Consider the following 16,589-nt stretch of genomic DNA (forward strand, 5'->3'; position numbering starts at 1 on the left):
GCGTGGGCGTCGTCAAGCTTTTTTGTCGCGGATGAAGACGGTGATGGACACCAGCGCGGCAATGGCCATGAGGGCGTTGAAGGCCAGCCCGATCATGCCCGCCTCGCGGACCGCGGTGTTGTCCTGGCGGCCGGAGAACTCGATGGCCTGGCCCATGATGTCCAGGCCATGGGTGGACAGGGCGGTGAAGATCGCCGCGGAACCGGCGACGCCGAACGCCGCACCGAGCGACGAGGCCATCTTGTAGATGCCCGAGCCCGCGCCGGCCTGATCCGCCGGGAGGTTGGACAGCGCCGCATCCGTCGACGGGGTGGCGTAGAACGCCAGGCCCAGGCCGAACAGCGAGTAGGCGACGATGGCCAGGATCTTGTACTGCCACGCCATCGTGTGCGTGGCCATGAGCAGCGCGATCGACGCCAGGACGATGAGGCTGCCCCAGATCATCGGCTTGCGCGGCCCGAACTTCTGCAGCAGCTTCTCGCCGACGCGGATGAAGGCGATGATGAACACCGCGTAGCCGATGGTCAGGTAGCCGGCCTCCGCCGCGGACATGCCCGCCGCGCCCTGCAGCACCCACAGCGACACCGTCAGCGCGCCGGCCGTGCCGTTGATGAGGAAATTCGAGATCGTCGCGCCGGTGAAGACCGTGTTCTTGAACAGCGAGAAGTCGACGAACGGGGCGTCGCGGTGGACCTCGGCGTTGACGAAGATGCCGAAGGACGCGATGAACACCGCCAGCAGCACCCACGTCCACAGGTTGGTCCAGCCGATCTTCGAGCCCTGCGTGACCACGATGAGCAGCGACGCCAGCGACACGGCCAGCGTGATGATGCCCGTCCAGTCCGTCGTCCCCGCCTTGCCCGCGCCCGGGGCGGCGTCGGGGATCTCGCGCATGAGCAGGATCGACGCGACGGACACCAGCGCGCAGATGATGAAGATGGAGCGCCAGCCCAGGACCGTGCTGGCCATGAAGCCGCCGAAGATCGCGGTCAGGCCCGAGCCGCCCCACGAGCCGATCGACCACATGGACACCGCGCGCTGGCGGGCCGGGCCGTCCCAGTAGACCTTGAGCAGCGCCATGGTCGTCGGCATGATCGCGCCGGCGGCGAGGCCCTGGAGGATGCGGCCGCCGAGGATCATCGGCGACGACGCCGCGCCGACGGCCAGCGAGATGAGCACGGAGCCGGCGATGTTGAACAGGTTGCCCCAGATGGCAACCTTCTTCAGGCCGATCTTGTCGCCCATGCCGCCCCACATGACTATGAACATGCCGGAGAACAGCGCCGACAGGGAGATGGCGATGTTCATGACCTCCATGGGCATGCCCACGTCCTCGGCCATCAGCGGGCCGATGTTCATGGTGGTCTGGGCGAACAGCCAGAAGGTGATGACGGCCAGGACGATGCCGAACAGCGCCTTGTCCGTGCCGTGGTAGGTCTTTGTGGTGGTCATGTCAGATGTCCTTGGCGAGCCAGGCGGTGGCGGCCACGACGATGGCCTCGGTCCCGCGGTCGAGGGTGGGGTGGATGTCGGGGGCGAACTTCGGCGAGTGGTTGCCGGGCGCGCCGGGCTCGGCGAATCCGCCGAGGCCCCAGTAGCAGTAGGGGGAGCCGAATGCGTCGGGGATGATGGAGAAGTCCTCGGAGGCGGGCACGGCGGCCATGTCCACGGACTGCTCGCCGAAGTACCCGTCGAACGCGGCGCGGACGGCGTCGGCGGCGGCGTTGTCGTTGAGGGTCAGCGGGTAGCGGTCGTAGTAGCGGAACTCGGGCTCCTTCGGGGAGCGGGCGGCCTCGCATTCGGCGCGGACGATGCGCTCGATGCCGGCGTGGAGGTGGTCGGCGACCTCGGCGCTGTAGGCGCGGGTGTTCAGCTGCAGGGTGACGGAGTCGGGGATGATGTTCGACTTCGTGCCGCCGTGGATGCTGCCGACGGTGACCACGGCGGTCTCGGTCGGCGGCACTTCGCGGGAGACCAGCGTCTGCAGCCGCGTCACGATGGTCGACGCCAGCACGATCGGGTCGACCCCCAGGTGCGGCATCGATCCGTGGGACCCGGCGCCGTGGACGACGATCTCGATCGACGACGCCGTCGACAGCACCGGTCCGCGCCGCGTGCCCACGCAGCCGCCGGGCACGGTGCCCAGGACGTGCTGGGCCAGGACGACGTCGGGCTTCGGCAGCTTGTCGACGATCCCGCCGTCCACCATGTCCCTCGCGCCTTCGGCGGTTTCTTCGCCGGGCTGGAAGATGGCCAGGAACGTCCCGGCCCAGTCGCCCGTGTGCTTCGACAGCTGTTCGACGGCCCCGAGCAGCCCCATGATGTGCATGTCGTGGCCGCAGGTGTGGGCGACGGGCGTTTCGGCGCCGGTCTTCTCGTCGATCTGGGTGGCGCCGGTGGCGGCGTAGTCCTTGCCGGATTCCTCCTTCATCGGCAGCGCGTCGAAGTCGGCGCGCATGCCCACGACGGGGCCGTCGCCGTTGCGGATGACGCCGACCACGCCGGTGCGGCCGACGGGCACGACCTCGGCGCCGAACGCCTCGAGCCGTTCGCGGATCTTCGCGGACGTCCGGTGCTCCTGCATCGACAGTTCGGGATGCTGGTGGAAGTCGATGTACAGCGCCTCCCGTTCGTCCCGCGTCTCGGCGAGATCGGAGAGGATGGCGCGTGCCGCCGTGCTCATGTCTGTGCTCCTTGTCGTGGATTTCGGGGTGTTCCCTTGCTTGCCTGACCCGATGCTATGCCCGGCTTTTCCGGCGACATAGGTGTTGCCATTTGTTGCAGTGGCCGTATTTGCCCAGGCAGCGCGGCTATCGTTCGGGCATGGCCTTCACCGCGAAAAAACGCCTCGTCGCCGACGTGGACACGGGCATCGACGACATGCTCGCGCTCATCTACCTCGCCGGCCTCCACCGCGCCGGCGAGATCGACCTGGCCGCGGTGACCACGACCGCCGGCAACACCACCGTCTGCCAGGCGGCGCGCAATTCCCGGTGGATCCTCGACCTCTGCGGCTGCCCGGACGTCGACGTCTTCGCCGGTGACGGCGCCCCGCTGAAGGTCCCGCTGACCACGACCCCGGAGACCCACGGCGAGTTCGGCCTCGGTTTCGCCCGGCCCCCGTCGGCGGCCGCCTGCGATGCGCCGGGTGCCGCGCCGGGCGCGTGGCGGCGGGTGCTTGACGACGCCCCTGCCGACCTCCTCATCACCGGCCCCCTCACCACGGCCGCCCGGCATCCGGAGCTCGCGTCGGCGTTCGAGCGGATCACCGTCATGGGCGGCGCGGTCGACCATCCCGGCAACACCACGCCGACGGCCGAATGGAACTTCTGGGTCGACCCGGATGCCGTCGCCACCGTCCTCGCCCCGAACGACCAGCCCCTGACCCTGTGCCCCCTCGACGTCACCGAGACCATCATCGTGCGGCCGGAGGACATCGATCGCTGGGCGATCCCGGGCGAGCTGGGCGGCGTCGTCGCCGATGCCCTGCGCTTCTACTTCGGCTTCCACCGTGGCGAGGGCATCGGCTACCTGGCCCAGGTCCACGACCTCTTCGCCGCGATGGTCGCGTGCGGGACGGTGGACGCCACCGTCCGGCCCATGCACCTGTCCGCCGTCGACTCCGACCGTGGCGCAGTCTGCGAGGGCGGGGGACGGGAGGTCGGCGTCGTCACGCACGTGGACCCAGCCCACGTGCACGCCGAGTTCGACCGGGTCCTGGGCCTAGGATGGATCTGACGCGGACCGACCGACCCCAGGAGTTCCCATGCTGACCCCCGCCTCCACCGGCACCCCCTACACCGACGGCGCCACGCGCGTGCTGCTGCTCGGCTCCGGTGAACTGGGCAAGGAAGTGGCCATCGCGTTCCAGCGCCTCGGCGTCGAGGTCCACGCCGCCGACCGGTACGCGCACGCCCCGGCCCACCAGGTCGCGCACTTCTGGCACGAGCTGGACATGACCGACGCCGCCGCCGTGAAGGACCTGGTCGCGCGGGTGCGGCCGCACTTCATCGTCCCCGAGATCGAGGCCCTGGCCACCGACGCGCTGGTGGAGCTGGAGGAGGCCGGCGGGGTCACCGTCATCCCCACCGCCCGCGCCGCGCAGCTGACCATGAACCGCGAGGGCATCCGCCGCCTGGCCGCCGAGGAGGTGGGCCTGCCCACGTCGCGCTACCGCTTCGCCTCCACCCACGAGGAGTTCACTGCCGCCGTCGAGGACATCGGGCTGCCGTGCGTGGTCAAGCCCGTGATGAGTTCGTCCGGCAAGGGCCAGTCCACCGTCCGCGCCGCCGACGACATCGACGCCGCGTGGGACTACGCGATGAGCGGCGGCCGGGTGTCCTCGGGCCGCGTCATCGTCGAGGGTTTCGTGGACTTCGACTACGAGATCACCCTGCTCACCGTCCGTTCCATCGATCCCGCCACCGGCGAGCCGGCGACGTGGTTCTGCGAGCCCATCGGCCACCGCCAGGTCGACGGCGATTACGTCGAGTCGTGGCAGCCGATGCCCATGTCCCAGGTCGCGCTGGACAACGCCCGCTCGGTCGCCGCGCGCATCACGGGTGCGCTGGGCGGCCGCGGCATCTTCGGCGTCGAGCTCTTCGTCCGCGGCGATGACGTGTGGTTTTCCGAGGTCAGCCCCCGTCCCCACGACACCGGCCTGGTCACCATGGCCACGCAGCGCTTCTCGGAGTTCGAGCTCCACGCCCGCGCGATCCTCGGCCTGCCCATCGACGTCACGCTGACGTCGCCGGGCGCCTCGGCCGTCGTCTACGGAGGGTGCGACGGGTTCGCCCCCACCTACTCCGGGCTTTCCGACGCCTTGGCCGTCCCCGAAACCGACGTCCGCCTCTTCGGCAAGCCGGAGGCCCACGACCGCCGCCGCATGGGCGTGGCCGTGTCCACCGCCGAAGACGTCGACGCCGCCCGCGACAACGCCGCGAAGGCCGCCGCCGCGGTGAGCGTGTCGGTGGAGTAGTTCTCCGGTTCCGGTCTACGCCGCCCACACCTCGTCCCAGCGCTCCTTTTCTTCCTCGTCACGGATCCGCTGCGCTTCGCGGGCCTCGGCGGCGATGCGGCGTTCCTCTTCGAGGATCCGCAGCCGCTTCTCGTTGTGTTCGGCCAGCGTGCGGCGCTTTCTCATCTGCCGCGCCGTGAAGTTCGTCCGGTGCTTCCCCGCCAGCGGCCCGGTGGGCACGCTGACCGCCGTCATCCCCGTGGTGCGCGAAGTCCAGTATTCGGTGCCGTCGGGCATGCGCAGGACGTCCCACATCTTCCGCGTCTTCAGATCGTGGTGCTTCTTGCACAGGCAGTGGAGGTTTTCCGTGTCGGTCGCGCCGCCTGCGCCCGGATGGTCGTGGTCGTAGTTCTCCACGTGATCGCCCTCGGTGCGGTGGGCGGGATGATCGCAGCCGGGGAAGCGGCACGTGCCGTCGCGGCCGACGATGAACGCCTTCTGCGCCTCCGACGGCGCATACCCGCCGGTCCCGGAGTCGCCGCACAGCCGCGCGCCGTCGGCCAGGTCCAGCCAGTCGTCGGCGAACCGCCCCTGAACCCACCCGCCGGCGCTGGGCACCCACGTCTCGCCGGTCTCCCAGCTCTTGTACACGTTGAGCGTCACCGCCACCTCGCACGTGCCCCGGACCAGGTGCGTCAGGGCCTCGGCGCGCGAGCAGCCCTCCTTGGCGGCGATGGCGTCGAGGACCGTCATCACCTCGAACGCCCGCGCCGGATCCAGCTGCGCGTTCAGCACGGCCACCCGCGGGTACTCCTCGACCTCGATGAACTCCTTCAGGGGTTCGGCCGGATCATCCACCGGATCGCCGTCGACGTCCCGGGGCCGGGCCAGCGGCTCGAACCGCTCGATGACCTCCTGCACCCGATTGTGCAGCGCCCGCCAGCCCTTCAGCGCCTGCCCGTCGCGCGTGGGCAGGACCAGCGGCAGCAGGGCTTCTTCAAGCTTGTCGACGATCTCGTCCGGCGCCGTCAGCGTGCACCTGGCCAGCACCCGCAGATGCGAAAACGGCAGGTGCCCGCGGTGCAGGAGCACCCGCGCCAGCCGCGGAAACCGCCGCAGCATGACGCCGACGTCGGCATAGGACTCCGCCACTCCCGGCGTCACGCCCAACAGCAGCGCAACGTGGGCGAAGTGGTCCGTGACGTCCGCGGTCCCGTCCGGTGGCGCGCAGGCTTCCGCGATGCGCAATTCGTCGCGATTGCCCCTGATGCGGATGATGGACACCGCACTCGCGAACTCATGGGCCCATCGCGGCGCACCGGCGGAGCATGCGGCGTCGAAGGGTGTCGGTCTGGGCTGGCTGGATGCGTGATCTCGCATCGCGTTTCCCCCGGTCGTGGGCGACGGCCGCCGATCGCGTCCCACACACGATCTCTTCTTCGTCCGTCACCCCGCACACTAGAACACGCGCCGGATTTCTCCCCGTGCCATCCGGCCCAAACCGTTCGAAAATCGCATGAGTGTTCGAACGGCGTCTAGGCTCCCGCGCTCACAAACACGGCCCACAACCACTGCGGGCCAACGGTTTACGCGCCGATCCGTCGTTAAGCGGGCGTGACCGGGGGCTGATCCGACCAGGGGAAGACGATCCACTCGTCGGTCTGGCGCCACGCGTACTCGGGCTTGACCACGGACCGCGGCTTCTCGTAGAGCACGGCCGAGCGGACCTCGGCGCCCTGCTCGGACAGGATGTTCAGCACCAGCTGCAGCGTGCGGCCCGAATCGGCGACGTCGTCGACGACGAGCAGCCTGCGGTTCGAGATCGACTCGACGTCGAGCAGCGGCTCCAGCAGGATCGGATCCGGCAGGGTCTCGTGGACGTCGGTGTAGAACTCCACGTTGATCGCGTCGGACAGCTTCACCCCCAGCGCGTAGCTCAGCGCGCCCGCCGCGACGAGGCCGCCGCGGGCGATCGCGATGATGACCTCCGGCTCGAAGCCGTCATCCGCGATGGTCTGCGCCAGCTCGCGCGAGGCGTCGCCGAAGCCCTGCCAGGTCAGAATTTCCTTGTCGTGAAGGTCCGCCGAATCCGCGTGGTATGCCATAGGCCAACTTTAGCGGGCGAAGGCCATGGCCTGCGAGTGTCTGACCATGTCGGCCCATTCGACGATCTTCTTGCGCTCGCGGCCCTCGGCCGCGCCGGCCGCGCGCTCGGCCGCATCGAGCGCGTGCCAGCCCTCCCACGTGGTGAATTCGATGCCGCGGTCGGCGAGGAAGGACGTCACCGCGCTTTCCGACGGGTCGGCCACCGCAACCAGGCGCCCCTCCGTCCAGTCCGCCAGCAGGTTCGCGACGACCTCGTTGGCGTCGCCCTTCGTGTTGCCGATCAGGCCCACGGGGCCGCGGCGCACCCAGCCGGTGGTGTACAGGCCGGTGCGGCCGTCGACGCGGCCGCCGTCATTGGGGATCACGGCCTTGTCCTGGTCGAACGGCACGCCCGCCACCGCATCGGAGCGGTAGCCGACGGCGCGGTAGACGGCGCCGACCGGCCAGTCGGTGAACTTCCCGGTGCCGCGGACGCCGCCCTCGCCGTCGAGCTCGGTGCGCTCGGTGCGGATGGCGGTGACGCGGCCGTCCTCGCCGAGCAGCTCGACGGGGGCCTCGAAGAAGTGCAGGTGGAGCTTGTGGGGCGCGCGCGGTTCCTTTTCTCCGGGTTCCCGGAGTGCGTAGTTCTCGATGATCGAGCACACCTGATCCACGATCTTCGAGTCGCGGCGGGCGGACTCGGAGGCGGCGTCGTAGTCGATGTCCTCCGGGTCGACGACGACCTCGATGGTGGGGGAGTGGTCCAGCTCCTTGAGCTCCAGCGGCGTGAACTTCGCCTGCGCCGGGCCACGGCGGCCGAAGACGTGGACGGTGCGGGCGGCATTGGCGGACAGGCCGTCGTGGACGTTGTCGGCGATCTCCGTCGACAGCAGCTCATCGGCGGTCTTGGCCAGGATGCGGGCGACGTCCAAGCCGACGTTGCCCACGCCGACGACGGCCACCGACTCGGCGGACAGATCCCACGACCGGGCGAACTCCGGGTGCGAATCGTAGAAGCCCACGAACTCGCCGGCCCCGTGGTGGCCGGCCAGGTCCGCGCCGGGGATGTCCAGGTCGCGGTCGCCGGTGGCGCCGGTGGCGAAGATGATGGCGTCGTAAAGCTCTTCGAGTTCGGCGACCGTGACGTCGCGGCCGACGTCGACGTTGCCCAACAGTCGGACCTCCGGCTTGTCCAGCACGCGGTGCAGGCTCTTGATGATGCCCTTGATCCGCGGATGATCCGGCGCGACGCCGTAGCGGATCAGGCCGAACGGCGCGGGCAGGCGCTCGATGAGGTCGATGGACACCGGGTGGCCCGACTTGATCAGGGCGTCGGAGGCGTAGATGCCGGCGGGGCCGGAGCCGATGACGGCGACGCGCAGCGGGCGGGATGCGGGGATGCTCGGAATGGTCATGGCTCCCGATATTCGGGGTTCGCCGCGAAAATCGCCGGGTTCGATTCATGGTGACACGAACGGCGCGTCGGACAGACCGGCCTGTCTAGTGTTCGGGCCATGGAGAGAATCGTACTGTTCGCGTTGATCGGCCTCGGGGCCCAGCTCGTCGACGGCACGCTGGGCATGGCCTTCGGCGTGACGGCGACGACTCTGTTCATCCTGTCCGGCACCGGCGCGGCGACGGCCTCGGCCGTGGTGCACGTCGTGGAGGTGGGCACCACCTTCGCCTCGGGCGTCTCGCACTGGCGGTTCGGCAACGTCAACTGGGGCCGCGCGCTGCGCCTGGGCATCCCCGGCGCGATCGGCGCGTTCGCCGGCGCGACCTTCCTGTCCAGCCTCGACGGTGACGTGGCCAAGCCCGTGACCTCGACGATCCTGCTCCTGCTGGGCCTGTGGGTGCTCATCCGCTTCGCCTTCCTGCCCTCCCGCCGCAACGCCGCCGCGAAGTCGTGGGGCCTGGCCAAGCTGGGCCCGCTGGGCCTGGTCGGCGGCCTGCTCGACGCGACGGGCGGCGGCGGCTGGGGCCCGGTGACCACGTCGACGATGCTCAGCGCGGAGGCCGATCAGCCCCGCCGCGTCATCGGCACCGTCTCCGCGGCGGAATTCCTGGTCACGTGCGCCGCCGTCCTCGGCTTCCTGCCGCTGCTGCGCCAGGAATTCGCCGAGCACACCCTGCCCATCCTGGGGCTCCTGGTCGGCGGCGTCATCGCCGCGCCGATCGCGGCGATCCTGGTCGGGCGGATCAACCCGCGGACGCTGGGCATCGTCATCGGCGGCGTCCTGGTGCTGCTCAACCTGCGCACGCTCTTCGGCACGGTCGTCCCGCTGCTGCTGGCCTGGGTCGCGGTCGTCGCGGCGATCCTCATCTGGTCGCGCCGCCACGACACCCTGCCGTGGCTGCGCCCCCGGGTCACGCTGCAGGACCCCGCCCCCGAGCGGGAGAAAGACCGAGCGGTCTAAAAATTTCGACGAACTGATTTACACCCCGCCAACGAACCACCCCATTCAGCCATGCGAGGAAACGAACCAGCCATGACCACCGCAACGAAACCAGCCCGCCGGCCCAAGGCGAAGAAGCCCCAGGGGCAGTGGCTCATCGACGGCCGCGAGCCGCTCAACGACGACGAGCGCATCAAGCAGGAGGACGCCGGCTTGGCCGTCCAGCAGCGCGTGCGCGACATTTACGCCCTCGAGGGCTTCGATTCCATCCCCGCGGAGGATCTGGCGCCGCGCTTCAAGTGGATCGGCCTGTACACCCAGCGCAAGCAGGACATGGGCGGCGAGCACACGGGCGTCAAGACCAACGCCGAGCTGCAGGACAAGTACTTCATGCTGCGCATCCGCCTCGACGGCGGGCAGACGACGACGGACGGCCTCCGCGCGATCGGCGAGATTTCCCGCGACTTCGCCCGCGACACCGCGGATTTCTCCGACCGCCAGAACGTGCAGCTGCACTGGATCCGCATCGAGGACATGCCGGAGATCTGGGATCGCCTCGAGGCCGTGGGCCTGGACACGCATTTCGGCTGCGGTGACGTGCCGCGCGTGATCCTGGGCTCGCCGGTGGCGGGCGTCGCCGAGGACGAGATCATCGACGGCACCCCGGCCATCCGCCGCATCAAGGACGAGTACCTGTCCACCGACGAGTTCAGCAATCTGCCCCGCAAGTTCAAGTCCGCGGTCTCGGGCAGCCCGCGCCTGGACGTCACGCACGAGGTCCAGGACGTCGCCTTCGTGGGCGTGAACCACCCGGAGCTCGGCCCCGGTTTCGACGTCTGGGTCGGCGGCGGCCTGTCCACCAACCCGATGCTGGGCAAGCGCCTGGGCGCGTGGGTGCCGCTGGAGCGCGTCCCCGAGGTCTGGGCCGGCGTCGCGCGCATCTTCCGCGATTACGGTTACCGCCGCCTGCGCACCCGCGCGCGCCTGAAGTTCCTGGTCGCCGAGTGGGGCGAGGAGAAGTTCCGGCAGGTCCTGGAGGACGACTACCTCGGCTTTTCGCTTGACGACGGCCCCGCGCCCGAACCCTGGGAGCGCGACCGCGACCACGTCGGCGTGCACCGCCAGCGCGACGGCAAGTTTTACGTGGGCGTCAAGCCGATCGTCGGCCGCGTGCCGGGGTCGGATCTGGTGGCGCTGGCCGACGTCGCCGAGAAGTACGGCGTCGGCCGCGTGCGCACGACGGTGATGAAGGAGCTGGTGTTCCTCGACGTCGAGGAGGACCGCGTCGACGATTTCGTCGCCGAGCTCGACGAGCTGGGGCTGTCGGCCAATCCGTCGGCGTTCCGGCGCGGCATCATCTCGTGCACGGGCCTGGAGTTCTGCAAGCTGGCGCTGACCACCACCCGCACCCGGGCGATCGACCTGGTCGGGGAGCTGGAGCAGCGCCTCGGCGACCTGGACGTGCCCATCGGCATCTCGCTCAACGGCTGCCCCAACGCCTGCGCCCGCACGCAGATCGCGGACATCGGACTGAAGGGGCAGATCGTCACCGACGACGAGGGCAACCGCGTGGAGGGCTTCCAGGTCCACCTCGGCGGCGCCCTGGGCCTCGACGCGAACTTCGGCCGCAAGCTGCGCGGCCACAAGGTCACCTCCGCCGAGCTCGGCGACTACGTCGAGCGCGTCGTCGTCAAGTTCAAGGAGCAGCGCACCGAGGGCGAGCAGTTCCGCCACTGGGTCGTGCGCGCCGCCGAGGAGGACCTGCAGTGAGCGACCTCGGCATTTCGGGCCGTTCGGCCCACCCCAACCCGAACCGCGGGGCGGTCATGCACTGCCCGTACTGCGGCGGCGAAGAGCTCTGGCCCGACGCCGAAACCGATTACGCCTGGGAGTGCCGCGAATGCTGCCGGGTGTTCACCGTCAAGTTGCACGGGCAGGTCGAAAGGAAGCTGTCATGACCGACGTCATCACCGATCCGGCCACGGCCCGCCGCCTCCTCGAGCTGGCGCTGGACCACGGCCCCTCGCTGGAGGGCGCCACCGCCGGCGAGATCCTCGAGTGGGGCGCCGAGCACCTGCGCACGCCGCTGGCCGTCACCATGTCCATGCAGGACACCGTGCTCGCGGAGCTCGCCGCGCGCCACGCCCCCGACGCGGACCTCATCTTCCTGGACACCGGGTACCACTTTCCCGAGACCCTGGAGGTGGCGCGGGCCGTCGACAAGCGGTACCCCAACCGCCTGGTCACCGTGACCCCCGACGCCGGCGCGGTGCCCGAGCTGTACCGCACCGACCCGACCGCGTGCTGCGCGCAGCGCAAGGTCGAGCCGCTGGCCCGCATGAAGGGCCCGTACGAGGGCTGGGTCACCGGCCTCAAGCGCGTCGACGCGCCGACGCGGGCGCACACGCCGGTGCTGGAGATCGACAAGACCGGCCGCATCAAGCTCAACCCGCTGGCCGCCTGGACCGACGACGACGTCGACCGGTTCATCGCCGACCACGACCTGATCATCCACCCGCTGACCAGGGCCGGATTCCCCTCCATCGGCTGCGCCCCCTGCACCGGCCGCGTCGCGCCGGGCGCCGACCCCCGCTCCGGCCGCTGGGCCGGCGCCGAAAAGACCGAATGCGGGCTGCACACGTGACCCGGACGACGACGAAAGAGAGCACCATGACCACCGCGACCACCACCTCCCTCGACCCGCGCCTGGCGGAGCTCGAGGCGGAGTCCATCGACATCATCCGGCAGACCGCCGGCCAGTTCGACCGCCCCGCCCTGCTGTTCTCCGGCGGCAAGGATTCCGTCCTGGTCCTCGAGCTGGCCAAGCGCGCCTTCGCCCCGGCGGGCGTTCCGCTGGAGCTGCTGCACGTGGACACCGGCCACAACTTCCCCGAGGTCATCGCCTTCCGCGACAAGGTCGCCGCCCAGCCGGGCATCACGCTGCGCGTGGCGAAGGTCCAGGACTGGATCGACCGCGGGGCGCTCACCGAGCGCGCCGACGGCACCCGCAACCCCCTGCAGACCGTGCCGCTGGTGGAGACCATCGCCGAGCGCCGCTACGACGCCGTCATGGGCGGCGCCCGCCGCGACGAGGAGAAGGCCCGCGCCAAGGAGCGCGTCTTCTCCGTGCGAGATTCCTTCGGCGGCTGGGACCCGCGCCGGCAGCGCCCGGAGCTGTGGGGCCTGTACAACGGCCGCCACGCCGCGGGCGAGAACGTGCGCGTGTTCCCCATCTCCAACTGGACCGAGGCCGACGTGTGGGCCTACATCGAGGCCCGCGGCATCGAGCTGCCGCCGATCTACTTCGCCCACGAGCGCGAGGTGTTCAACCGCGGCGGCATGTGGCTGGCCCCGGGCGAATGGGGCGGGCCGCGCGACGGCGAGACCGTGGAGGTCCGCACCGTCCGCTACCGCACGGTCGGCGACATGAGCTGCACCGGCGCCGTCGAGTCGGAGGCCGTCGAGCTGTCCGACATCCGCGCCGAGATCGCCGCGTCGACGCTGACCGAGCGCGGCGCCACCCGCGCCGACGACAAACTCTCCGAATCCTCGATGGAGGACCGCAAGAAGGAAGGCTACTTCTGATGACCACCGCTCTCCGCCTGTGCACCGCCGGTTCCGTCGACGACGGGAAGTCGACGTTCGTCGGCCGGCTGCTGCACGACACCAAGAACATCCTCGCCGACCAGTACGAGGCTCTCTCGCGAGGCACCGGTGCCCCCGACCTGTCGCTGCTGGTGGACGGCCTGCGCGCCGAGCGCGAGCAGGGCATCACCATCGACGTCGCGTACCGGTACTTCGCCACCGACGCGCGCTCCTTCATCCTCGCCGACTGCCCGGGCCACGAGCAGTACACGCGCAACACCGTCACGGGCATGTCCACGGCGGAGGCGGTGGTGGTGCTGGTCGACGCCCGCAATGGCGTGGTCACGCAGACCAAGCGCCATGCCACGGTCGCGGCCCTGCTGGGCGTGCGCCACGTCATCGTGGCGGTGAACAAGATCGACCTGGTCGGGTATTCGGAGGACGCCTTCCGGGCCATCGAGGCCGACGTCCGCGCGCTGGCGGACCGGTTGTCGCTTGACGACGTCCGCGTCGTCCCCGTCTCCGCCCTCGTCGGCGACAACATCGTCGACCGGTCGGCGCACACCCCCTGGTACGGCGGGCCGAGCGTGCTGGAGATCCTCGAGGGCCTGGACACCGGCGCCTCGGAGACCGGCGATTTCCGCCTGCCGGTCGACTACGTCATCCGCGACGCGGCGACGGAGTACCGCGGCTACGCCGGGCGCATCGCCGTCGGGTCGGTGGCCGTGGGCGACGAGGTCGGCCTGCCCGGTGCTCGCACCGCGACCGTCAGCCGGCTCACCGTCGCGGGCGAGGACGTCGAGTCGGCGTCGGCCGGCCAGTCGGTGGCGCTGAGCCTGGGCGCCGAGTTCGATCTGGCGCGCGGCGACCTCATCTCGGGCGGGCAGCGCCCGGAGGACGTCCGCCGGTTCACCGCCGTCGCCGTGCAGCTGGCCGACGCCCCGCTGGCCGTGGGCCGCGTCGTCGAGGTCCGCTACGGTGCCGCGCTGGTCCGCGGCCGGATCGCGTCGGTCGACGCGCTCATCGACGTCGAGACCGGCGAGCCCACGGGCGTGGCGGATTCCCTGTCGGCCAACGACGTCGCCGAGGTCACCGTCGAGGTCGCCCAGCCGCTGCCCGTCGAGCGCTACCGCGTCGGCGGCCGCGTCGGCGCGTTCCTGCTGGTCGAGCCCGGCACCGGCGACACCCTCACGGCCGGTCTGGTGCGATGACGGCGCTGATCCTCGTCGCGCACGGCTCGCGCAACCCGGGTGCGAAGGAATGCCTGGACGGTCTGGCGCGCGCCGTCGCCCGCCGCCTGCCCGGCGCCGACGACGTCCGCGTGGCGTGGCTCGAGCTCGTGGACCCGTCGCTGGAGGACCTGTGCGCCGAGTTCGCCGGCCGCGGCATCCGCGATGCCGTGGTCGTGCCGCTGCTGTTCACCGAGGCCTTCCACCGCACCGTGGACCTGCCCGAGCAGGTCGCGGCGGCGGAGGCGGCCACCGGCGTGCGCCTCGACGTCCGCGACGGCATCGGCCTGGGCGACGGCGTGCGCAAGGCCGTGGTGCGCTCCTTCCTCGCCGCCGCCGGCGACCCGCGCGACGACGTCCTCCTCGTCGCCGTCGGATCCTCGTCGGCCGCCGCCAACGACGCCGTCCACGCCTTCGCCGGCGAGCTCGGCGCGCTGCTGCCCGGCCGGGTCAGCGCGGCGTTCGCCATCCACGGCGTGCCCGATCTGCCGCGCCGTCCCGGCCGCGGCGTCGTCGTGGTGCCGTTGTTCACGGCCCCGGGGCTGCTGTGGGATCGGGTGGAGGGGGGCGTCGTCAAGCAGGGCGCGCGCGTCGCGCAACCGCTCGGGGACCTGCTCGCCGACGTCGTCCTGGCGCGCGCGGAGCACGGTTACCTGCGCGCTTGCGCATAAAACGATTGAACAGGGCAATGAGCCGCATGCTAGTTTCCTGTTAATCAATCGGAGCAGGAGGCGCGCATGTCGGTGAAGAAGGTCGCGGTCGGTGTCGTGGCGGTGAGCGCCCTGGCGCTGGCCGCCTGTGGCCAGGGGGAGTCCGGCGACGGGCCGCTGAAGCTGGCGGACAAGGACACCGCAGACAATTTCCACCCGGCCTCGGGGTACGGGCAGACCGGCATCAGCCCCATCTACGACGGCCTGCTGCGGCCCGACCCGGGCGCCGGCCCCGACGTCATCCCCGAGCTCGTCCCGGCGCTGGCCGCGGGGGAGCCGGAGCCCAACGCCGACGCCAGCGAATGGACCGTGAAGCTGCGCGAGGGCGTGTCCTTCCACGACGGCACCGCCTTCGACGCCGCCGACGTCAAGGCCACCTACGACGTCGCCCGCGACGCCGCCACCGGCTCCAAGGTGTCCACGCGCTACGACCTCATCGACGAGGTCCGCGTGGTCGACGACTCCACCGTCACCTTCGTCCTTGCCCACCCCTACGCCGGCTTCGACTCCCGCCTGACGCTGGCCATCGCCCCGTCCGAGCTGGTGGCCGAGGGCGACGTGGTCAACGGCCCGCTCGGCGAGAAGCCCGTGGGCACCGGCGCCTACGAGGTCACCGAGCGCACCGGCGACCTGGTCCGCTACACCGCCAACCCGGACTACTGGAATGGCGCGCCCGAGGTCGGCGAGTTCCTGGTGACGCTCGCCGCCGACGACGCCGCCCGCGCCCAGCGCGTGGCCTCCGGCGAACTCGACGGCGCCCACGTGCCGCCGTCGGTGGCCGGCACCTTCGAGGGCCGCGACGGCATCGAGGTGGTCACCGCGAAGACCGCCGACTGGCGCGGCATCTCCCTGCCCAAGCACCCCTTCCTCGAGGACCCGGCCGTGCGCCGCGCCCTCAACATCGCCGTCGACCGCGACGCGATGGTCGACGGCCCGCTGCTGGGCAAGGGCAGCGCGATCTCGACGGCGCTGCCGGCGATCTACGGCGACGCCCACAACCCCGATGCCGTCTTCGACCACGATGTCGCCGCCGCCGAGCGCATGCTCGACGACGCCGGCTGGGTCAAGGGCGCCGATGGCGTCCGCGAGAAGGACGGCGTCCGCGCCGAGGTGCCGCTGTACTACGCCGGCGCCGACACCCAGCGCCGCGACCTGGGCATCGAGTTCTCCGCGCAGATGGAGCGCATCGGCGTCAGCTTCCCCACCACCGCCTCGACGTGGGACGACATCACCCCGCGCCTCGGCGAGGCCGCGGCCGTCCTCGGCGGCGGATCGGCGCCGTGGGACCCGGACATGATGGCCTACGACCTCTTCCACACCCGCGAGGCCGGCACCTCCGAATACTCCAACCCCGGCGACTACGGCAGCGACGAACTCGACGCAAAGCTCCACGAAGCTCGCCGGACCACCGACGACGCCGACCGCGCCCGCCTCTACCGCGAGGCCCAGGAACTGTTCGTGGACAACCCGTCGAACATCTTCCTGGTCACCGTCGACCACGTGTACCTGGCCAAGGGCAATGACTGGAACCGGGGCGGCACCATCCTCGAACCGCACATCCACGGCGCCACCTGGGGCCCGTGGTGGAACCTGCGGGACTGGACGAAGTGAGCGCGCTCGACCACCG

15 protein-coding genes are annotated in these 16,589 nt (G+C 70.7%); 10 read left to right on the forward strand and 5 right to left on the reverse strand.

All coding sequences use genetic code 11. The annotated features are described in order from the left end of the window. Positions 1-12: 12 nt before the first annotated feature. Entirely contained in the window at positions 13-1,452 is a 1,440-nt protein-coding gene (locus ACFWGD_RS08125) for an MFS transporter (protein ID WP_377778130.1), read from the reverse strand. A gap of 1 nt (position 1,453) precedes the next feature. Further along, a complete protein-coding gene (locus tag ACFWGD_RS08130) occupies positions 1,454-2,683 on the reverse strand; it encodes an amidohydrolase (RefSeq protein ID WP_377778131.1) in 1,230 nt (409 codons plus the stop codon). Positions 2,684-2,823: 140 nt separating this feature from the next. Between ACFWGD_RS08130 and ACFWGD_RS08135 the strand changes: the two genes are divergently transcribed. Together ACFWGD_RS08135 and purT are read left to right on the forward strand one after the other, a co-directional pair. Continuing rightward, entirely contained in the window at positions 2,824-3,738 is a 915-nt protein-coding gene (locus ACFWGD_RS08135; protein WP_377778132.1) for a nucleoside hydrolase, read from the forward strand. Positions 3,739-3,766: 28 nt separating this feature from the next. After that, positions 3,767-4,978, forward strand: coding sequence for a formate-dependent phosphoribosylglycinamide formyltransferase (purT, locus tag ACFWGD_RS08140; RefSeq protein WP_377778133.1), 1,212 nt, complete (start codon positions 3,767-3,769; stop codon positions 4,976-4,978). Between the two features lie 15 nt (positions 4,979-4,993). On the opposite strand, the gene ACFWGD_RS08145 is transcribed toward purT, so the two are convergent. The 3 genes from ACFWGD_RS08145 to ACFWGD_RS08155 all read right to left on the reverse strand — a co-directional run bounded on the left by ACFWGD_RS08145 (position 4,994) and on the right by ACFWGD_RS08155 (position 8,457). Beyond that, on the reverse strand, positions 4,994-6,241 hold the full coding sequence (locus ACFWGD_RS08145; RefSeq protein ID WP_377778134.1) for an HNH endonuclease: 1,248 nt from the start codon (positions 6,239-6,241) through the stop codon (positions 4,994-4,996). 320 nt (positions 6,242-6,561) lie between these two features. Then, positions 6,562-7,062, reverse strand: coding sequence for a phosphoribosyltransferase (locus ACFWGD_RS08150; RefSeq protein WP_377778135.1), 501 nt, complete (start codon positions 7,060-7,062; stop codon positions 6,562-6,564). A gap of 9 nt (positions 7,063-7,071) precedes the next feature. Further along, positions 7,072-8,457, reverse strand: coding sequence for an FAD-dependent oxidoreductase (locus ACFWGD_RS08155; protein WP_377778136.1), 1,386 nt, complete (start codon positions 8,455-8,457; stop codon positions 7,072-7,074). Between the two features lie 99 nt (positions 8,458-8,556). Here ACFWGD_RS08155 and ACFWGD_RS08160 point away from each other — a divergent pair, with 99 nt between their 5' ends. The 8 genes from ACFWGD_RS08160 (at position 8,557) to ACFWGD_RS08195 (ending at position 16,573) form a co-directional block, all read left to right on the forward strand. Beyond that, positions 8,557-9,459, forward strand: a complete 903-nt coding sequence (locus tag ACFWGD_RS08160; protein WP_377778137.1) for a sulfite exporter TauE/SafE family protein — start codon at positions 8,557-8,559, stop codon at positions 9,457-9,459. Positions 9,460-9,531: 72 nt separating this feature from the next. Beyond that, on the forward strand, positions 9,532-11,208 hold the full coding sequence (locus ACFWGD_RS08165; protein ID WP_377778138.1) for a nitrite/sulfite reductase: 1,677 nt from the start codon (positions 9,532-9,534) through the stop codon (positions 11,206-11,208). Next, positions 11,205-11,396 (forward strand): hypothetical protein, encoded by a 192-nt coding sequence (locus ACFWGD_RS08170; RefSeq protein WP_377778139.1) that lies wholly within the window; start codon positions 11,205-11,207, stop codon positions 11,394-11,396. Before ACFWGD_RS08165 ends, ACFWGD_RS08170 begins: the two co-directional genes overlap by 4 nt. Continuing rightward, on the forward strand, positions 11,393-12,082 hold the full coding sequence (locus ACFWGD_RS08175; RefSeq protein ID WP_377778140.1) for a phosphoadenylyl-sulfate reductase: 690 nt from the start codon (positions 11,393-11,395) through the stop codon (positions 12,080-12,082). The genes ACFWGD_RS08170 and ACFWGD_RS08175 overlap by 4 nt, the downstream gene beginning before the upstream one ends. 26 nt (positions 12,083-12,108) lie before the next feature. Continuing rightward, complete coding sequence (gene cysD, locus ACFWGD_RS08180) at positions 12,109-13,023, forward strand: sulfate adenylyltransferase subunit CysD (protein WP_377778141.1); 915 nt, start codon at positions 12,109-12,111, stop codon at positions 13,021-13,023. Then, complete coding sequence (locus ACFWGD_RS08185; protein WP_377778142.1) at positions 13,023-14,234, forward strand: sulfate adenylyltransferase subunit 1; 1,212 nt, start codon at positions 13,023-13,025, stop codon at positions 14,232-14,234. Before cysD ends, ACFWGD_RS08185 begins: the two co-directional genes overlap by 1 nt. Beyond that, positions 14,231-14,923 (forward strand): sirohydrochlorin chelatase, encoded by a 693-nt coding sequence (locus ACFWGD_RS08190; protein ID WP_377778143.1) that lies wholly within the window; start codon positions 14,231-14,233, stop codon positions 14,921-14,923. Before ACFWGD_RS08185 ends, ACFWGD_RS08190 begins: the two co-directional genes overlap by 4 nt. A 66-nt stretch (positions 14,924-14,989) precedes the next feature. Continuing rightward, complete coding sequence (locus tag ACFWGD_RS08195; RefSeq protein WP_377778144.1) at positions 14,990-16,573, forward strand: ABC transporter substrate-binding protein; 1,584 nt, start codon at positions 14,990-14,992, stop codon at positions 16,571-16,573. Positions 16,574-16,589: the final 16 nt, after the last annotated feature.

The sequence above is a fragment of the Corynebacterium sp. NPDC060344 genome (genome assembly GCF_042725215.1).
Lineage (GTDB): Bacteria > Actinomycetota > Actinomycetes > Mycobacteriales > Mycobacteriaceae > Corynebacterium.